The following is a 17620-nucleotide window of genomic DNA, read 5'->3' as shown; positions in this document are numbered from 1 at the left end:
GTAGTAGTAAAAGGCTGTGTCTTCTTGCATACAACTTGGATTTTCACGTTAATGAACCCGTCCGAGGGGACGGGTTTTTCTTATTTTCAAAAAAAGACCTCGTCGTGTTGTTTGTGTTCAACGCCTCGCAGATATTTGCAGGGTACATTTCCCTTTAATGATGTTATTATTTAGATAATCATTATTGCGAATTTTGTAGATTGGAGTCGAATTCATCATGAGGGGTATTCTCCGATTCGGTTCTCGTCCTATCTTGCTTTATATAGCTGCTGCAATTGTTGTGGGGTTGGTTGTAAGCTATGCCGTCATCTCTGCACCGGACTCCCCTAAATTCCAAAGTGAAGAAGGCATTCTGGATATAACGCAGGTTCATGTCAGTGAGAATCCGATAAAGTTAAACGGGGAGTGGGCTTTTTACTGGCAAGAGCTGCTGTCGCCTGAGGACATACAGATTCGTTCTACAAGGGACGGAAATCATGACCACTGGATTAGCATCCCGAGCTCCTGGCTAGGCTATCGATTAGATGGTCAGCAACTGCCCGGTACAGGCTTTGCAACCTTTCGGGTGGTCATAGAGCTTAGCGAGCAGGATAGGAATGAGCGACTTGCTCTACGGCTGCCTACCATTTTTCATGCGTATAAATTATGGGTTAATGATGAGCTGTTGGAAGAAGTTGGTGTTGTTGGTCAGGACAAGAGTGGCGCGACACCGCTTCTGTCAACGAAGCTGGTGTTCTTCCAGCCCGAGAATGATAGGGTGGAGCTGGTTATGCAAGTAGCCAACTTCCATCATAAGCGAGGCGGCATCACCAAGTATATAGAGCTTGGCGGCAGCGATGTGTTAACGGTCAGGACAAATCTGAGAATCGCCGCTGAAATGTTCATCACCGCAAGCCTGCTAGTGATTGGCGTGTATCATCTGCTGTTGTTTGTCCTGCGACGCAAAGACAGGGCTACATTGTATTTTGGTCTGTTCACCCTGTTGTTCGGTATCCGGTCGTTGCTGGTTGGCGAGCTCATGATTACACAATTGTTTCCTCATTTTCCGTGGGAATTGCAGTTCAAGATCGAGTATTTGATTCTTTGCATCGGTGGTTACATCATCACAAAGTATTTTGATTACATTTTCCCGAATTATGTGTCGCGATGGTTTCGTCTTGGCAGCCGGATCGCAACTGGCACACTCTGTCTAGTTGTTGCGGTGACCCCTGCACTAATCTATTCAAAAATACTACTGATTATCGGTGTGATCGTTGTTCTGCACATGGTGTATCTGATGGTTGGGCTGGTCCACTCGGCTGTGCGGCGTAAAGAGGGAGCGCTGATCTTCCTGTTGGTGTCGGTGGTTGCTTTAGTTACGGTTATCAACGATTTTTTATATTACAACGAATGGTCGCTCATTGGAAATACATCTCCGCTTGGTCTGTTGGTATTTACGATCGCGCAGATGATTCTGCTCTCTTCAAGATTTACGAGGGCGGCATCGAACGAGGAGAGAATTGCACGAGAGCTGCAGGACGCTAACAACAAGCTGACTGAAATGAATATGAATTTGGAGAGGACCGTGCAGGAACGTACACAGGCCTTATCCGCAGCTCACAATGATCTCCGCACTTCGTATGACCGGTTGCTTCACTCCGAGCAAGGGAGGAAGAAGCTCCTTGCCTATATTACGCATGATCTGCGTATGCCGTTGTCCAGCATGCTTGGTTATGTAGAAGCTGTGCAGGACAGGGTCAAGCCGGAACGTAATGAACAGTACCTGAAGTATATCCGGGATAACACGATAAGAGTTAACCGCATGATCGAGGAGTTGTCCTTCTTGTCGCTTTTGGAGACGGGACAAGTCTCGTACCGAATGGAGCCGGTTTATGTGAGTCACTTCTTGCGTGGCTTTTATGAACAATATGAGCTGGTCGTGCGTGACGCAGGGCTCAATCTCATACTGGATATCGGAGATGCGGAAGATCAACGAACTGACTTGCCTGTTGTCGAGATGGATGCGCAAAGATTAGAGCAGGCTTTGTTTAATCTAGTGTCGAACGCGATGAAGTTCACCTCTAATGGTGGGCTGGTGCGTATTGCTCTGGCTGTGGACGAGGTGAATGATACCCGTTACACCATAATTAGCGTACAAGATTCTGGCATGGGTATTCCTCCAGATCAGCTTGAGCAAATCTTCGATCGCAATTATAAGTATGATCGACCTGGCGTGGAGAAGGAAGTAGAGGGCAACGGGCTCGGGCTGGCGATTTGCAGGGAAATCGTACAAGCGCATGGAGGGACGGTTCGAGCGGAGAGCGACGGCAAGTCGGGATCGATATTCTATGTATCGCTTCCTTGTATTGTACATGAAGGAAGGTGACAGCGTCGTGAACGCTCATAAAATATTGATCGTCGATGATGATCCCCATATATGCGAGATTGTTCAGGTATATTGCGAGAGGGAGGGTTTCATATCATCCTGCAGTCATAGCGGGACAGAAGCCATGAAGCTGCTCCCGTCCTTCGAGCCGGATTTGATTGTACTGGATGTACTGCTGGCTAATGAAAACGGCATTGATTGGTGTATGAACGCACGCAGTTATACGAATGCGCCGATCGTCTTTCTGAGCAGTCTTGAGGAAGACGAGGTGAAAATTAGTGCATTATCCTATGGCGGCGACGATTATGTGACCAAGCCGTTCAGTCCGGGAGTACTCATGGCCAAGATCAAGGCTCATCTTCGCAGAGCGTCGACGGGCAGAAGGGAACAACTGCTGGAGCTGCCAGGTTTGACGCTGGATTTCTATGCACAATCCGTCATCATGGGCAGTGAAGCTATCTTTTTATCGAAAAAAGAGTTCAGTTTACTGTCCTATATGGCACAAAACGTTAATCGTGTGGTCAGTGTCGATGCGTTATTTCAGCTTATCTGGGGAATGGATAGTCTGGAGGATACGAGAACGGTCGCTGTACACATCAGTAATTTACGCAAAAAAATCGAGACTGATCCTGCCAATCCTGAGAGAATCATAACGATTCGAGGGAGCGGATATATGTTGGTTGTTAAACCTAGAGATTGAATTCATTCATAAATAGCGGCGCAGGGATCACCTCCCTTACGCCGCTATTTTTCCAGAAAATATGATTTTCTCGTTCGCGAGCGGTCTTCAACTCAAGGTTGAATAAGCAAACGGTCAACAACATTCTGGATATCTTGTTTAGTAGACATTGGCGTTGTGCCAAATTGACCGGATCTGCTATCCTGATAGGCCCAACGAAGTTCAGCTAAGATTTCATCAAGGTTCGAAGCTGTCACTCCGGTTATACCAGCAAGGGTGAACACTTGTAAGGTAGGAGCAATTTCACCGCGGAAAGGATTTAAATAATCATAGATTGCAGTTACCATAAGTGTCTCAATAGTCTCGCTGACAATCGCTTGAATTTGTGACAATGTTCTTGGATATGGTGCTGAATCGATTTCCAATGAGATTTTAATGGCGGCTAGATGCTCTAGTGTGACACCCGTAACACCTGCATCGCCAAAAGTCGTCACATTCACATCGGTCCAGTTACCGGATTCCGACGCTTCATTGATGGAATCCAGTGCCGATTTCGGTACGCTAATCGTGTACGACGCTGACAAGATACCACTGTCTCTCTTACCGTTTTGTACGGCAAGAGCTTTAACCGTCATTGCCCTATCCACTACGATCGGAGCGCTATATACGAGGCCATTCGTCCTCGTCGGCGTGCTGCCATCTGTTGTATAGTAGATCGTTGCGCCCCCCGTTGCGCTAAGCGATACTTGCGTATCTGACACGACAGCACCGCCTGCAGGAAGCGCGGTAGGAGTCTCAACGGTAGCTTGTACTGGCGGCGAAGTTGGATACCAAATCTGCTCTTCCTGCTTTTCCTTTTCTTCTTCCTTCTTTTTCTCTTCTTCCTTCTTCTTTTCTTCTTCCTCTTTCTTCTTCTGTTCTACCTGTGCTACGTATTGCCCCTTGGCTTCATATGAGCCTAGCACAAGCAAATCGCGCGTTGCGTTGGTCGTACCGCCGAACTTACCGTCGGCGTCATTGGACAGCACTTTCAAATTCAGCGCAAGCGCAACATATCCTTTCGCCCAATCGGATACCGTGGCGTCGTTAACGCCTGGCGTGGTCTTGGCGTCCGTGTCCTTGCCGAGTCCGCGAATAAGGAACGTCGCGAGCTGCTCCTTCGTCACTTTACCGGCAGGGTTGTAGCTCCCCTCGCCATAACCATCTGTAATGCCGGCAGCTTTAACAGCCTCGATATAAGGCAAAGCGTAACCGTTAGATGGGTCATCGGCTTTGACGTCTTTGAATGAAGAGGTCGTTACGCTCGTATCCACCTTCAAATCGAAAATCGACGCTGCAACCTTGGCGAATTGCGCCCGGTTCATCTCTTCTTTGAGACCGAAATTGCCTTCGCTCACACCGTCGAATACACCAGCGGAGATCAACGCATCGAACTTGGCTTTCGTTGCAGCATCCAGATCCTTCAAGTCTGTAAAGTCGGCTGAAGTCTTCGTTGCGCCTGCTGCAAAGCTGACGGAAAGATGAAAGCATAGCAGCACCGCCATCAATAATCCTACCATTTTTTTCCTCATCGTTTGTCCTCCTGAAGTATGATATCGAGTTTCCACCTTCAATCTTATCATGGTTGATTAGTCCATCTATGAAACATAAAGAAAACTTTAAGTTCGCGAAGCTGTTATATACAGTCGTTCAGGAAATAGTGATGAATTTGCGCCTTGGCAATGATTAATATTTATCTAGCCCGACTGTTTGCAATCTGGCCAAGAATTCCTTTTGCTTCATGAACCGATAATATTTTGTCGCCAGGAGTACTGTTAATTGTTGATCAGAAGAAACTAATAGTTGACATGTATTGAGGATATATTAAAGAGCGGCGGAGAAACCGACTTTTTTGTTCAGTATCGTATAATGTTAATTCCTGAACAGTAATATGACGATCAATTTAGGAATAGGTATTCCTTAATTACATATGAAAAATGAAGCTATTTAAGCGGTCAAAGGGAGTTTTCCTCAAAACGAAGCAACAGCTTGTACCTCAGTTGTTTTTCGAGAGCAAAAAATTGTACAATGAAATCCAAGGCGTTGCTTGCAATACTCTCATAAAATTTATTGTGAAGGAGATCGTACCCATGAACTTAAGAATGGAACAACTGGAACGTAGGCTGGTCGAACAACATCATAAAGATTTGTTCCTGCAAACGAAACATACTTTGGCTGCGATTGATGTCCTTGCTGATGAACACCGTCGTTTTCAGTCCATACAAGCGATCAGCGGCGTGAGAATTATTGGTTCAGAAGAGGCATTATTTTATGAGACACTGACACAAGTCAAGGAAACCATCGTTGTAACACTTGAAAAAACGCTTGATGATCTTGAGCATAAAGGTGATAAGCACTACAGTAATAACTTCAAGGACGGCGTAGAATAATCGTCGCTTCTGTCTATTTCATCAATGAATTGATCAGGCTCCTGCTGTTGGCAGGGGCCTTATTTTTATACATGTGGGATGCTTGCCTTAACACAAGCTTAACTGACTTATACATATGCAGATAGAATTAAGGTTAACTTTAATAGCGCGTAAGACTGGAATGCTAGAATACGGTAAGAAAGGAGAATCAGTACAAGCTGGAAATGAACCATGCAAATTCGTAATCAATCAAAATACGAGACAGAAGGATGTGTGTGACATGAAAAAACGAATCATTTGGACGCTTGCAGCGGCTTTAGTGCTGACCCCGCTTATTCCTACAGGAGTAATGGCTTCCAGCAGTACAGTTTCTAATTCTGTAAAGACACTAGATCAGATTGCCTCCGAGAAGGCAGTAATTATAACGGAATATGGGGTACCCAGCGTCCAGTATGCCTTGATCGACAATGGAGTGATCAAAGTATCGGGACAAACAGGATTTAACGACATAGAAGGAAAAATTCCTTTAACGAAGGAAACCATCTATGGTATTGGCTCTACGAGCAAAGTGTTTACTGCGGCAGCAGTCATGAAATTAGTAGATGAAGGCAAGATCAATCTAGATACTCCCGTCGTTCAATATATTACGGATTTCAAGATGGAAGATGATCGTTATAAACAGATTACCCCTCGTATGTTGTTGAATCATTCATCGGGTTTCCTAGGTTCTAGTTTAACTAGTGCATTTCTATTTGATGATCCAGACACCTACGTACATGATACCCTGCTTGAGCAATTGTCTACACAGAAATTAAAAGCAGCGCCTGGAGCTTTTTCGGTTTATTCCAACGATGGATTCACGCTGGCAGAGATTTTGGTAGAAAGAGTAAGCAAAATGACATTCACCGCATTCATTCAACATCATTTTGCTGCACCACTGGGTATGAAACATACTATGACGCCACAAAATAAAGTGGATTCAGGCCAATTTGCCGGACTTTACTCTCCCGCATATGAGGGTCAGCTGCCAAATGAAACGACCAATGCGATTGGAACAGGCGGAATCTATTCTACTGCGGAGGATTTGGTTCGATTCTCTCAGCTCTTTACTGGGCAGAGACCAGATGTACTTTCTATCGAATCAGCAAAGGCAATGGAGCAAGAAGAGTTTAGAAGGGGATTTTGGCCTAAAGACGGGGATAACTCGATGGACTTCGGACTTGGCTGGGACAGCGTGCGATTATTCCCGTTTAATGATTATGGCATAAAAGCGCTTGTTAAAGGTGGAGATACACAGATGTATCATGCCTCCCTTGTCGTGCTTCCAGAACAGAACATGGCTGCAGCAGTCATTTCCTCAGGCGGGAGCGCGGCTATTAATCAATTGCTGGCGAGTGAACTGCTCCTTCAGGCGATGAAAGAGAAGGGCACCATTAAAGAGATTAAACCGGAAAAATCATTTGGAAAGCCGGTTAAGGCTGACATGCCAAAGGATATCGAGAAGTACGGCGGAAATTACAGTACGCAAGGCGATCAGTGGAATGCGGCTATTAAAGACGGAGAGCTCGTTCTGACAGGATTGACTGCTCCGGCTCAGACATTTATTTACACCACGGATGGAACTTTTGTCGATGAGGATGGCAGTACAAAGGTTAGTTTTGTAAAGGAAAGCAACGGACGTACTTATTTCTGGATGAGCCAGTATATTTCGGTTCCTGAATTAGGGCAGCTTGCGTACTCCGAATACAAAGCAGAGAAATTAGAAGGCGCAGCATTGAATAAAGAAACAGCAGATGCGTGGGCAAAAAGAGAAGGCAAGTTCTACTTTCCAGTTAATGAAAAATTCACTTCCACCGCCTATATGAGCTTGAATCCACCAATGATACAGACAAACGGTGGGCATTTCAATGATATGAAAATTACAGGTCCAAATACTGCCGAGAGCAAGCATCAAATTCCTGGCGTAGCAGGACGAGATGCATTGAATATTCTTTTCTATGAAAAAGACGGTAAAGAGTACCTTACAGCAACATCATCCGTGTATATGAGCGAGGACGCAGTAAAGCCGCTCTATAACGGCCAATCGTCAAAAGCTACGGTACAAGCTGATGGTTATGCCAGATGGTTCAGCATTCCAGAAGCAGCTGCTGGCAAGAAAATGGTAGTTGTGATGCCGGAAAAGGGTGCTTTTATGGTATACGATGAAATGGGAGCACTGGTCAATAATACGGTCATTAGCGGTAAGAATGAAGTCGTGTTGCCTGCGAATGGATATATCGTATTTGCCGGAAATGCGGGCTCTTCCTTCGGTATTACGCTAGTGAAATAGAGAATAGATTAACATAGACTACTCATATACAATTTGGGGGCTGTTCCAAAAGTCATGATGACGGAGGAACGCCCCTTTTTCCATATTGTCAGCACCTTAAACCAAAACAGCAGAAAAGCAGTTTTGGTTTATTGATCCGGAATTGTTTCCTTGTTTCCAGCTCAAGCTTCCGCAAGGGCTGAAAGGATTTCCTGTGTAGTGCGAGTACGTCCGATACGTGGGAAAATATAGTTTTTTACGTGATCGTGCTCTGCTTGGGAAAATCCGGTCATGGCATCGATCGCCAATATGAGCTGATACCCATGCATGAACGCTTCGCGGGCTGTTGTATCCACGCCTAACCCAGTGGCAATGCCGCATAAGACTATGGTGTCGATTCCCCGGCGTCGCAATTGTAGATCCAACTCCGTTCCGTAAAATGCTCCCCACTGCTTCTTAGTAATGATATGGTCCGTCTCGGTGACCCGCAATCCAGGGACGATTTGATCCCATCCCTCAGGCAGATTTAGTGGTGGCGCAGGGGAATCGAGCTTGGGTCGCGGGATATCCTTTAGATCCTTGCTCGATACCCGGATCAGAGCAACCATTGCGTCTAACTCACGGAAAGCATCTGCCAAGGCTGCTGCGTTAGATATCACCTTCTCGGCGGAATAAGGTGCATATTGATTGCCAATCCAATTTTGCAAATCGACTACAACCAATGCTGTTTTTTGTGGATTCAACAATTTTTCCATTTGGTATGTTCTCCTCATTAAATAAATTCGACAATCTTTAGAAATCTGAAACAGTTGGTATAAGTAGTATTGTAAATAATAATGTAATGACTATTATATCCAGTAAGGTACTCTATCTTACATTTGTGTTCGGAACTGATCATCCTACGCTCAACTCGGACATTTGTTGAAGAGCATCCCGATTAAAAAACATGAAAAACAGACATAGGAAATTAAAATGATGAAACGTTTTATTAAATGATTGACACCTTAAAAGCGTAGAATGTATAATCACCTTATCCTCAACAAGACCATACATAATGAAATGATGATAAAACGTTTTATCAAATATTGGATAAAAGGAGAATGAAATGTATCAAGATTCAAAAACAACGATTAAATCCATTGCAAGTGAAGCAGGCGTCTCGATAGGTACCGTATCCAATGTAATGAATGGGACAGGCCGTGTGGCGGAAGAGACGATTCTTAAGGTTAAGCGAATTGCCAAGGAACGCAACTACATACCGAACAGCTCCGCCCGCAATTTGAGAGCGAAAAAATCACATCTCATTGCGCTGATCGTCCCTTTTTTGGAAAAGTCGACGATCCACGATTCGCCATTTTACTGGGAGCTGGCCACGAGTATCGAATCCGGTGTGCGTGACCACAATCTGCATGTCATTTTTACCGGACTGGATCATGATCAGGATGTTTCCTTTGTGCGTGACCGCAACCTGGATGGAGTAATTGTAATCGGTACAAGCGACGATTCGCCGATCGTCTCACAGCTCAAAAGCTACGGCGTGCCACTCGTGGTGCTGGACAGTTATTTGTCCGATCCGACAGTACATCAGGTACATCTGGACGATCAAATGGGCGGTTATGTGGGCACCAAGCATTTAATCGATCTCGGTCATAGGCGTATCGCCTTTGTAACGGATTTACTGCTGGACAGAGGGCTGAACTACATGCGCTGGCTGGGTTACAAAACAGCCTTGGAAGAGCATGGTATTTCTTATGACTCGAATTTGATCATTGAGAGCAATCTGTCTTTTAATAGCGGCTATCACGCTGCGCAGCAGGTCTTTCAAAAAGGGCAGGATGTAACGGCCGTATTTGTATTGTCAGATGTTACCGCTATCGGTCTAATTAAAGGGCTTAATGAGCTCGGCTATTCGGTGCCGGAACGCATGTCGGTTCTAGGTTTTGACGATATTCGCGTTACAGAATTTTCCGCTCCTCCGTTAACGACCATTAATCAAAACATCGTAGATAAAGGACAGCAGGCTACGCGGTTGTTAATGAATCAGATTGAAGGCATAGAATCGGTCCAGAAAAATATCGTTCTTCCAGTGACGCTTAAAGTACGGCAAAGCACAGCCCGCATTAACGGCTAGTGCCGATGGATAGGAAGAACAAGGAGGCGACTCATGCACACAGCATTGAAAAATCGCATATTGCTCTATTGTTTTTCGCTAGTGCTCATTATTTTGATGACAGGATGTGAAAGCAAGATGGTTTTTGATCAAAGCGATGAGCATGTGGTGAAATTGCAAAATGATTATTTTGAAATCGCTTTCTCCAAAGCCCGTGGTGAAATTATATCCATTAAGGAGCAAGGGCAGGAAGAGGCAGTGTCGGCAGGGAACAGAGAGGGAGCGCTTTGGAAAGCGTTCCTCTCCGATGGGCGAACGATCAGCAGCAGCGATTACGAGCACCATTTCAACTATCACTGGGAAGATAAGGGCAAACGGCTTGTGCTGGAGTATGAGGGCGAGCTGGCCGTGAAGGTAACGATTGAGCCGACCGAGGAGAAGGCCATATATATGCAGGCCTCAGTGGATAATCGTACGGATCGAGTGCTGCAGAGATTCAGTCTTCCACACGAGCTGTCGATTGCAGCTGAATCGATAGAAGATGGACTCGTGCCGTTAATGCCGGGGGCGCTGCTCTCCAGAGGATATTTTGACGCTAGACAGACCTTCAGCGCATTATATCCCGGTGTCATGTCAGCCGATTACGTCGGCGTACGTGCTGCGGTTGGACGCTTGTCCGTGTACGGGATTAAGGGTGATGTACTGCAGCCGGTGCAAATCGGATTCCGGCTAAGCCCGACGGACCCGACGCAGGCTAGCTTCATACGAGAGTTCCGAACGGAGGCGAAGACGACATGGACCTCACCAAAGGTGGCTATCCGGATTGGAGAGGATTATCCAGAGGCGATCACAGGCTATCGAATCGATAACGGCTTTGACAAGTTTGACAGCTTGCAGGAAAAACTGGGATCGAAGTATCAGGCGTACATGGAATCGGCGATGTACAAGCTGGATCTGGAGCGGGTTGGCCTGACCTTTGAGGAATTGATGCCGCAAGTGATTGACCGGATCGATATACCGGGCATGGTGCATCCGGTAGCGTTCCAGCAGCGCGGACATGATCAGAACTATCCTGACTTTGTTCCAACGGACGAACGGTGGGGGACAAATGAGTCATTCAAGGCTTTTACAGCTTATGCACAGCAGCGGGGCAATCTGGTTGCGCCATACACCAACTTCTCCTGGTGGGATGTAGATTCGCGCTATGTCAACGACCTGACGGCTGATGAGCTTAGGGCCATGATGGTATCTGGGGATGATGGTCAGCCGGTGATTGAGCAGTATGGACCGCACCGGGGCTACGTTGTTAATCCGCATCATGAGCAGGTTAAGCGAATCATTGCTGAACAGCATGATGTATTGATGAAGGAGATCGGGCTGGACGGCATCTTTGAAGATCAATGGGGAGCGCGAACTGCGCCGCTGGACTGGAATCCGAATAGACCGGAGAATCTGGATGCGTCAACCGCATACTTTGAAGGGGTGCTGGAGCACGCCCGGACGCATAAAGAACATCACTTAATGACAGAAGTCGGCATTGATATCCTTGCGGAACATGAAGTCGGATTCATGGGAACGAATTACTTATGGGATATGTCCGGCTTTCGGAAAGAGACTGCCCCATACACCCAGTACTACCCTTTGATGGGGATATTGGCTAGAGATAAAGTGTTGATGTATCAGCATGATCTGGCTGCGGAGACGTGGACGGACGACAAGGAAATGTTCAGGTGGAACCTGGCCCAGGGCTACTTGCTAAGCGGAGAAATAACCGGACCGTCGAGCTTTGAGATTAATCCTTGGCTGAATCTGATCGGCACATTCCAAAAGTATGCGCTTTCACGTTATGCGGATGAGCTGGTTAGCAGTTTTGAGCCGGCAGGAGACGGATTGACCAAAACGGACTTTGATACCTTTGAGGTTATGGCCAACTGGAATGAGAAGGCAGCGGCCCAGTGGGGCAGCAATGTCATCTCCCCTGGAGGTGCAGCGATATTGGCCAAGGACGGTTCTGTCACCGGCGGGGTGTTCGATTCTTACAATGGCAAGTCGCTTGATGCCAAGGAGCATTATATACTGGAAGTCCGTTCGGAAGACAGCATCAAAGTGTTTCAGCCGGTCGGATGGGCGACAAATCTCACGATTTCATTGCCGTCAGCCTGGAAGGACGCCCATATATCCGCCTATACCTATGCGGATAGTTATATAGGCGAAGTGGAGGGCAAGGTCGAAGGCTCGACTATTACTTTCAAATATAAATCGCTCCATAACCAGAGCAGTGTTGGGTATTACCAAATTACTAAAAAGGGCTAAGCAAGGTCTCTACCGGCGGCTTTCTTCTCGCAGGCCGCCGGTTCAGATAAATATAGGCATAGAGAAAGGGAGGAAGTAAGAAATGAAAAAGACAAAGAAAGTTGCCAGTCTGTTATTGTTGCTCAGTCTTGTGTTTGTGGCCGCGTGCAGCGGCTCCTCAAAGCCGGCTCCTACGTCGTCATTGGCACCAAAAGCCACTGAAGCGGCAGAGCCAAATGAGGAAAAGGAAGAGCCTGCCTACGATCTTAAAGGCGATAAAATTAGGCTCGCTATGTGGTGGGACGGCGCGCCGGTAGCCGGAACAGAACTGGGTGACCGCAATATTGAAAGACACAATGAAATTAAGAAAAAATACAATGCAGAAATCGAATACATCAATATTCCGTGGGGAGAGCTTGAAGAAAGAGTAACGTCCACGGTTATGGCGGGCGAGCCGTTTGCGAATATGGTTCGTCTGGACCTGAAGTGGATGCCTGGCCTGGTGGCGGGCGGCTACTTGACTCCGCTTGATGAATTTGTAGACGTTAGCCAGGAATCGCTGCTTCCTGATTCTGTAAAGAGCGTTGGCAAGTTTGGAGGCATGCAATACGGCTTCGTAGATACGTTTAATCCAAGCAGCGGCATAGTGTACAACAAGCGCATGTTTGCGGAAGCGGGTCTGCCAGATCCATACGAGCTGCAAGAGAAGGGCGAATGGACTTGGGAGCAAATGCTGAGTGCAGCGAAAGCACTGACCAAGGACACAGATAATGACGGTGTAATCGATCAGTATGGACTGAGCTTTGACCAAGCGGTTGCTGCGGAACACTTTATTTTGTCTAACAACGGTAAAATCGTTGATGCTGACAATGGAGCAGTAGCATTTGATTCCTCGGAATCCATGGAAGCGCTTCATTTCATGAATGAATTGTACAACGTGCATAAAGTCGTGAAGCGCAATGAGGGCAACGACTGGCTCGATCCGAAAAACTTCTTTACCCAAGGTCAGGTTGCCATGACGCAGGCAGGCGTATGGGAAGGCGAAGAGCGGATGAAAAACATGACCGACGAGTGGGGCTATGTGTTCTTCCCGAAAGGTCCGAAGGCAAGTGACTATGTCGTTCCAGTTACGATAGCAGACATGTTCTTTATTCCGAAGGGTGCACCTCATGCCAAGGAAAGCTATGAACTGTGGAAAGACCTTGTGCTGTGGGATTCCCTGAACGAAGGCTACCAGGATTTCCTGGAGACGAATCTGCCAGATGAAAATTCAATCAAAACAGCGCAGGCAATGGTCAACAAGGGACGTTTTGAGGGCTGGAGAGGCTATCGGTTTGAAGGAGAGTTTATTGAAGCCGTCCTCAATATTTCTAACGGAACAGAGCCGCCGGCTACTGCTGTAGAGCGTATCAAACAGGTTGCCCAAGGCAAGATTGACGAAATTCTGAAGAAGTAGTTATTGAAATGATAAGAGCCCCGGACCATACTTTGCCTGACATGCAGGCATAGGTTATGGGGCTCTATTTTGTTCTGATTATGTAATGAATGAGGGGCGTTGCAAACGTATGAAAAGTATGTTGAACCGATCCATGCGCTTTTGTTGTCTCGTCCTCCTGATCACATCCATCCTCATGCTGTCGATCGGATCGGACACCCGAAATGAGCTGTATGCAGAGGGCAGCGAGGCTGCGAATACGGAGACGGACGATTTCGTTTCATTTCGCAAGGACGGATACGATTTCTACCTGCGCGAGCATGAGCAGCAGCCGCGTCCACAGCAGCAAATCATTATTCCGGCCGATTCATACAGCCATGCCGAGGGGATGACGGTAGAGAAGCTGCATGATTATGAAGGAGCTGCTGCGCCTTCGATTTTGACCGGCGAAACAGGTTCGGTCAGCTGGGACATCGACGTGCCGCAAGAAGGCATGTACAACATTGGGTTAAGTTACTTCCCTGTAGCAGGCAAAAGCTCGGCCATTGAGCGCGAGTTGTTGATTGACGGGCAGTCGCCATTTGAAGGCGCGCGCACGTTGACCTTCTCCCGTGTTTGGGTCAATACCAAGTCTGAAATTGAACGCGATAATCGCGGCAACGATCTGCGCCCGGGCCAGATGGAGAAGCCGATGTGGATGGATGTAACACTCAAGGATCATCAGGGCTATTACAATGAGCCGTATCTGTTTTACTTTTCCGCAGGACGCCATACTCTTACGCTTGTTTCATCGCGCGAGCCGATGGTCATTGGAGATTTGATGCTCTTTCAGGAGGAAGAAATCCCATCTTATGACGATGTGCTCAAAGCCTATGAGCAGGCGGGGTACCGCAAAGCGGAGCAGCAATTGATTAAAATTCAGGGACAAGATGCGCTGCGCAAATCTGACCCAACACTATACCCGATAAATAACCGAAGCAGTCCTTCGGTGGAGCCCTACGACGTATCCAAAATTCGCATGAATACAATTGGCGGGTTCAACTGGCGGATGCCATCACAGTGGATTGCCTGGGAAGTGGATGCGCCGGAGGATGGACTCTATGAAATTCATTTGAAGGTGAAGCAAAATATGCTTCGCGGGCTGTATGCTTCCAGAAAGCTTTATATTGACGGAAAAGTGCCTTTCCGCGAAGTGGAGAGTGTAACGTTTGATTACGATAATCTGTTTCAAATGAAGTCGCTAGGCGATGCTGACCCCTATTTGTTCTATTTGACAAAGGGAAAGCATGAAATCAAGCTGGAAGTTACGCTCGGGACATTGGCGCCCCTGCTGCGACAAGTGGAGTCTAGCGTCCTGGAGCTCAACACTATATATCGTAAAATTCTGATGGTGACCGGCGCTGTGCCGGATCGATTCCGAGACTACAATCTGGATAAGCAAATTCCGGATATGATCGAGGTGTTCGAGCGTCAGAGCGAGCAGCTGTTTGATGTGGTCAACACGCTGAAGCTTCTGACAGGGGAGAGCAGCGACCGCGTTGCTATATTGAATACCATGGCCCACCAGCTTGACGGCATGGCGCAAAATCCGGAATCCATTCCACGCAGATTGGAAATGTTCAAGGTCAATGTCGGCGGCCTGGGCACCTGGATTCTGCAAGCGCGCGAGCAGCCGCTGGAGATCGACTACCTGCTTGTCACCTCGCCGGGGCATAAGCTGCCAAAGGCAGAGGCGTCTTTCCTGGGTAGAATGTTTCACGAGGTATCGGCGTTCTTCCACTCATTCAAGGAAGATTATAATAGCATCGGCGATGTGGTGGATGGAAAACAGGCCGTCGAAATCTGGATCGGAACCGGCCGCGACCAGGCACAGGTGCTGAAGGCGATGATTGACGATACCTTTACGCCGCAGACGGGTATTCAGGTCAACCTGAAGCTTGTCAATATGGGTGTCCTGCTCCCGGCGACCTTGAGCGGACAGGGTCCCGATGTCGCTATGCAGATCGGCAACGATGTGCCGGTCAACTATGCGAGCCGCAAGGCGGTGCAGGACTTGACGATCTTCCCGGACTATGAGGAGGTGGCGAGCCGGTTCAAGCCTAGCGCGCTCGTGCCTTATGCTTTCGAGGAAGGTGTCTATGCGCTGCCGGAGCAGCAGCTGTTCAGTATGCTGTTCTTTCGCAAGGACATTCTGGAAGAGTTGGGATTATCCGTTCCGCAAACCTGGGATGATGTCTATGCCATGATTCCTGTTCTTCAGAAGCATCATCTGGAGTTTGCATTGCCGCTCGCCCAGCCGGTTCAGGGCCAAATCGCCATGAATCTGGAGCCGAATGCGACGCTTGCGATGCTGCTCTATCAAATGGACGGGGAATTCTATTCGCCAAACCATCAATACAGCGGTTTGAATAGCGAAGTGTCGATGCAGGCATTCAAGAAATGGACCGAGTTCTATACAAATTATAAATTTCCAGTGCAGTTTGATTTCCCTAATCGCTTCAGAACCGGAGAGATGCCGATTGGCGTCGCTGATTATACCTTCTATAATCACTTGTCGGTATCGGCGCCGGAAATCAAGGGATTGTGGGACTTTGCGCCGATTCCGGGCACGGAGCAAGCGGACGGCACAATCCGGCGCGATGTCGCAAGCGGCGGAACCAACGTCATCATGCTCCAGGGCAGCGAGCAGAAGGAAGCTGCATGGGCATTTATGAAGTGGTGGACCGACAAGGATGCACAGGTGCGCTTCGGCCGAGAAATGGAAGGGCTGATGGGTGCGGCGGCACGTTATCCGACTGCGAATGTTGAAGCGTTGGAGCAACTGCCATGGCCAGTTAAGGATTATCTCTCCTTAAGCGAACAATGGAAATCGGTTCGCGCAATTCCGGAAGTGCCGGGCGGCTACTTTACGGGCCGTCACCTCGATAATGCATTTCGCGAGGTGATAACCAACGGCATGAATCCGCGCGAGGCACTGTTTGATTACGTACGCTATATTAATGAAGAAATTACATTGAAACGCAGAGAGTTTGGCCTGCCGGCAGAAGGGGAGGAAGTTGCTCGATGAAGTCGTCCGATACATCTGTCGTATCATCCGGCAGTCCTGTCGGCAAACCGATAGGAAAGATGGCGCTGCTGCTTCATGATATCAAGCGTCAGAAGCATTCTTATATCTTACTGGCTCCTTATTATCTATTGTTCTGTTTGTTCACGGTGCTGCCGGTCGTTCTTTCGTTTTTGATCAGCTTCACTCATTTTAATATGCTGGAGTTTCCGCGCTGGGTAGGGTGGCAGAACTATACCAGGCTGTTTTTGGAGGACGACGTCTTTTTGATCGCTTTGAAAAATACGCTGCTGTTTGTCGCCGTTACAGGGCCGCTCAGCTATATCATGTGTTTTATTTTTGCCTGGTTGATCAACGACTTGCCGCCTAAGCTCAGAGCATTCGTGACGTTAATTTTTTATGCGCCATCGATTTCAGGCAACATCTATTTCATCTGGTTAATTATTTTCTCAGGTGATATGTACGGTTACTTGAACGGCTTTCTGATGAAGGCGGGCTTTGCGGATGAGCCGATCCTGTGGCTGCAGGACCCCCAGTATATCCTGATCATTATTATGATCGTACAAGTATGGCTAAGTCTGGGAACCAGCTTTCTCGCATTTATTGCCGGCCTTCAGAACGTGGATCCATCACTCTATGAGGCTGGCGCAATGGACGGTATTCGCAACCGCTGGCAGGAGCTGTGGTTCATTACGCTGCCGAGCATGCGTCCTCAGCTGATGTTTGGCGCGGTCATTCAGATTACCTCATCCTTTGCTGTGGCGGAAGTATCGATGAACCTTGCCGGCTTTCCGAGTGTACAGTATGCCGGTCATACCATTGTCACGCATCTGATTGACTATGGCTCTATCCGGTTTGAGATGGGCTATGCTTCAACGATTGCCACGGTCCTGTTTGCCATCATGCTCGGCACGAACCTGCTGACACAAAAGCTGCTCAAAAAGGTAGGTGAATAACAG

The 17620-nt window shown here is 47.6% G+C and carries 11 protein-coding genes; 9 read left to right on the top strand and 2 right to left on the bottom strand.

All coding sequences use genetic code 11. The features are described from left to right. The first annotated feature begins 217 nt into the window (after positions 1 to 217). Complete coding sequence (locus tag DX130_RS14145) at positions 218 to 2365, top strand: ATP-binding protein (RefSeq protein WP_116046437.1); 2148 nt, start codon at positions 218 to 220, stop codon at positions 2363 to 2365. Then, the gene (locus DX130_RS14140) at positions 2328 to 3065 is read left to right on the top strand and encodes a response regulator transcription factor (RefSeq protein ID WP_240644511.1); all 738 of its coding nucleotides are present in this window, start codon (positions 2328 to 2330) and stop codon (positions 3063 to 3065) included. The genes DX130_RS14145 and DX130_RS14140 overlap by 38 nt, the downstream gene beginning before the upstream one ends. A 92-nt stretch (positions 3066 to 3157) precedes the next feature. Here the strand turns inward: DX130_RS14140 and DX130_RS14135 are convergent, their stop codons facing one another. Continuing rightward, positions 3158 to 4615 (bottom strand): chitobiase/beta-hexosaminidase C-terminal domain-containing protein, encoded by a 1458-nt coding sequence (locus DX130_RS14135; RefSeq protein WP_240644510.1) that lies wholly within the window; start codon positions 4613 to 4615, stop codon positions 3158 to 3160. A gap of 558 nt (positions 4616 to 5173) precedes the next feature. On the opposite strand from DX130_RS14135, the gene DX130_RS14130 reads away from it, so the two are divergent. Beyond that, on the top strand, positions 5174 to 5473 hold the full coding sequence (locus DX130_RS14130) for a hypothetical protein (protein WP_116047195.1): 300 nt from the start codon (positions 5174 to 5176) through the stop codon (positions 5471 to 5473). 259 nt (positions 5474 to 5732) lie between these two features. Continuing rightward, positions 5733 to 7781 carry a serine hydrolase domain-containing protein gene (locus tag DX130_RS14125; protein ID WP_116046434.1) on the top strand — a complete coding sequence of 683 codons (2049 nt, stop codon included), beginning with the start codon at positions 5733 to 5735 and terminating at the stop codon, positions 7779 to 7781. A 161-nt stretch (positions 7782 to 7942) separates the two neighbouring features. On the opposite strand, the gene DX130_RS14120 is transcribed toward DX130_RS14125, so the two are convergent. Further along, the gene (locus tag DX130_RS14120) at positions 7943 to 8515 is read right to left on the bottom strand and encodes a hydrolase (protein ID WP_116046432.1); all 573 of its coding nucleotides are present in this window, start codon (positions 8513 to 8515) and stop codon (positions 7943 to 7945) included. A 350-nt stretch (positions 8516 to 8865) separates the two neighbouring features. Between DX130_RS14120 and DX130_RS14115 the strand changes: the two genes are divergently transcribed. The 5 genes from DX130_RS14115 (at position 8866) to DX130_RS14095 (ending at position 17617) form a co-directional block, all read left to right on the top strand. After that, positions 8866 to 9891 (top strand): LacI family DNA-binding transcriptional regulator, encoded by a 1026-nt coding sequence (locus tag DX130_RS14115; RefSeq protein WP_116046430.1) that lies wholly within the window; start codon positions 8866 to 8868, stop codon positions 9889 to 9891. 33 nt (positions 9892 to 9924) lie between these two features. Beyond that, positions 9925 to 12183, top strand: a complete 2259-nt coding sequence (locus tag DX130_RS14110; RefSeq protein ID WP_116046423.1) for a DUF6259 domain-containing protein — start codon at positions 9925 to 9927, stop codon at positions 12181 to 12183. An 82-nt stretch (positions 12184 to 12265) separates the two neighbouring features. Beyond that, a complete protein-coding gene (locus DX130_RS14105; protein WP_116046422.1) occupies positions 12266 to 13618 on the top strand; it encodes an extracellular solute-binding protein in 1353 nt (450 codons plus the stop codon). A 109-nt stretch (positions 13619 to 13727) separates the two neighbouring features. Then, the gene (locus DX130_RS14100) at positions 13728 to 16664 is read left to right on the top strand and encodes an extracellular solute-binding protein (RefSeq protein WP_240644509.1); all 2937 of its coding nucleotides are present in this window, start codon (positions 13728 to 13730) and stop codon (positions 16662 to 16664) included. A 59-nt stretch (positions 16665 to 16723) separates the two neighbouring features. After that, on the top strand, positions 16724 to 17617 hold the full coding sequence (locus DX130_RS14095) for a carbohydrate ABC transporter permease (protein ID WP_240644545.1): 894 nt from the start codon (positions 16724 to 16726) through the stop codon (positions 17615 to 17617). Positions 17618 to 17620: the final 3 nt, after the last annotated feature.

Source organism: Paenibacillus paeoniae (assembly GCF_003388735.1).
GTDB classification, from domain to species: domain Bacteria; phylum Bacillota; class Bacilli; order Paenibacillales; family Paenibacillaceae; genus Pristimantibacillus; species Pristimantibacillus paeoniae.
This window is presented reverse-complemented; position numbering and strand designations above follow the sequence as displayed.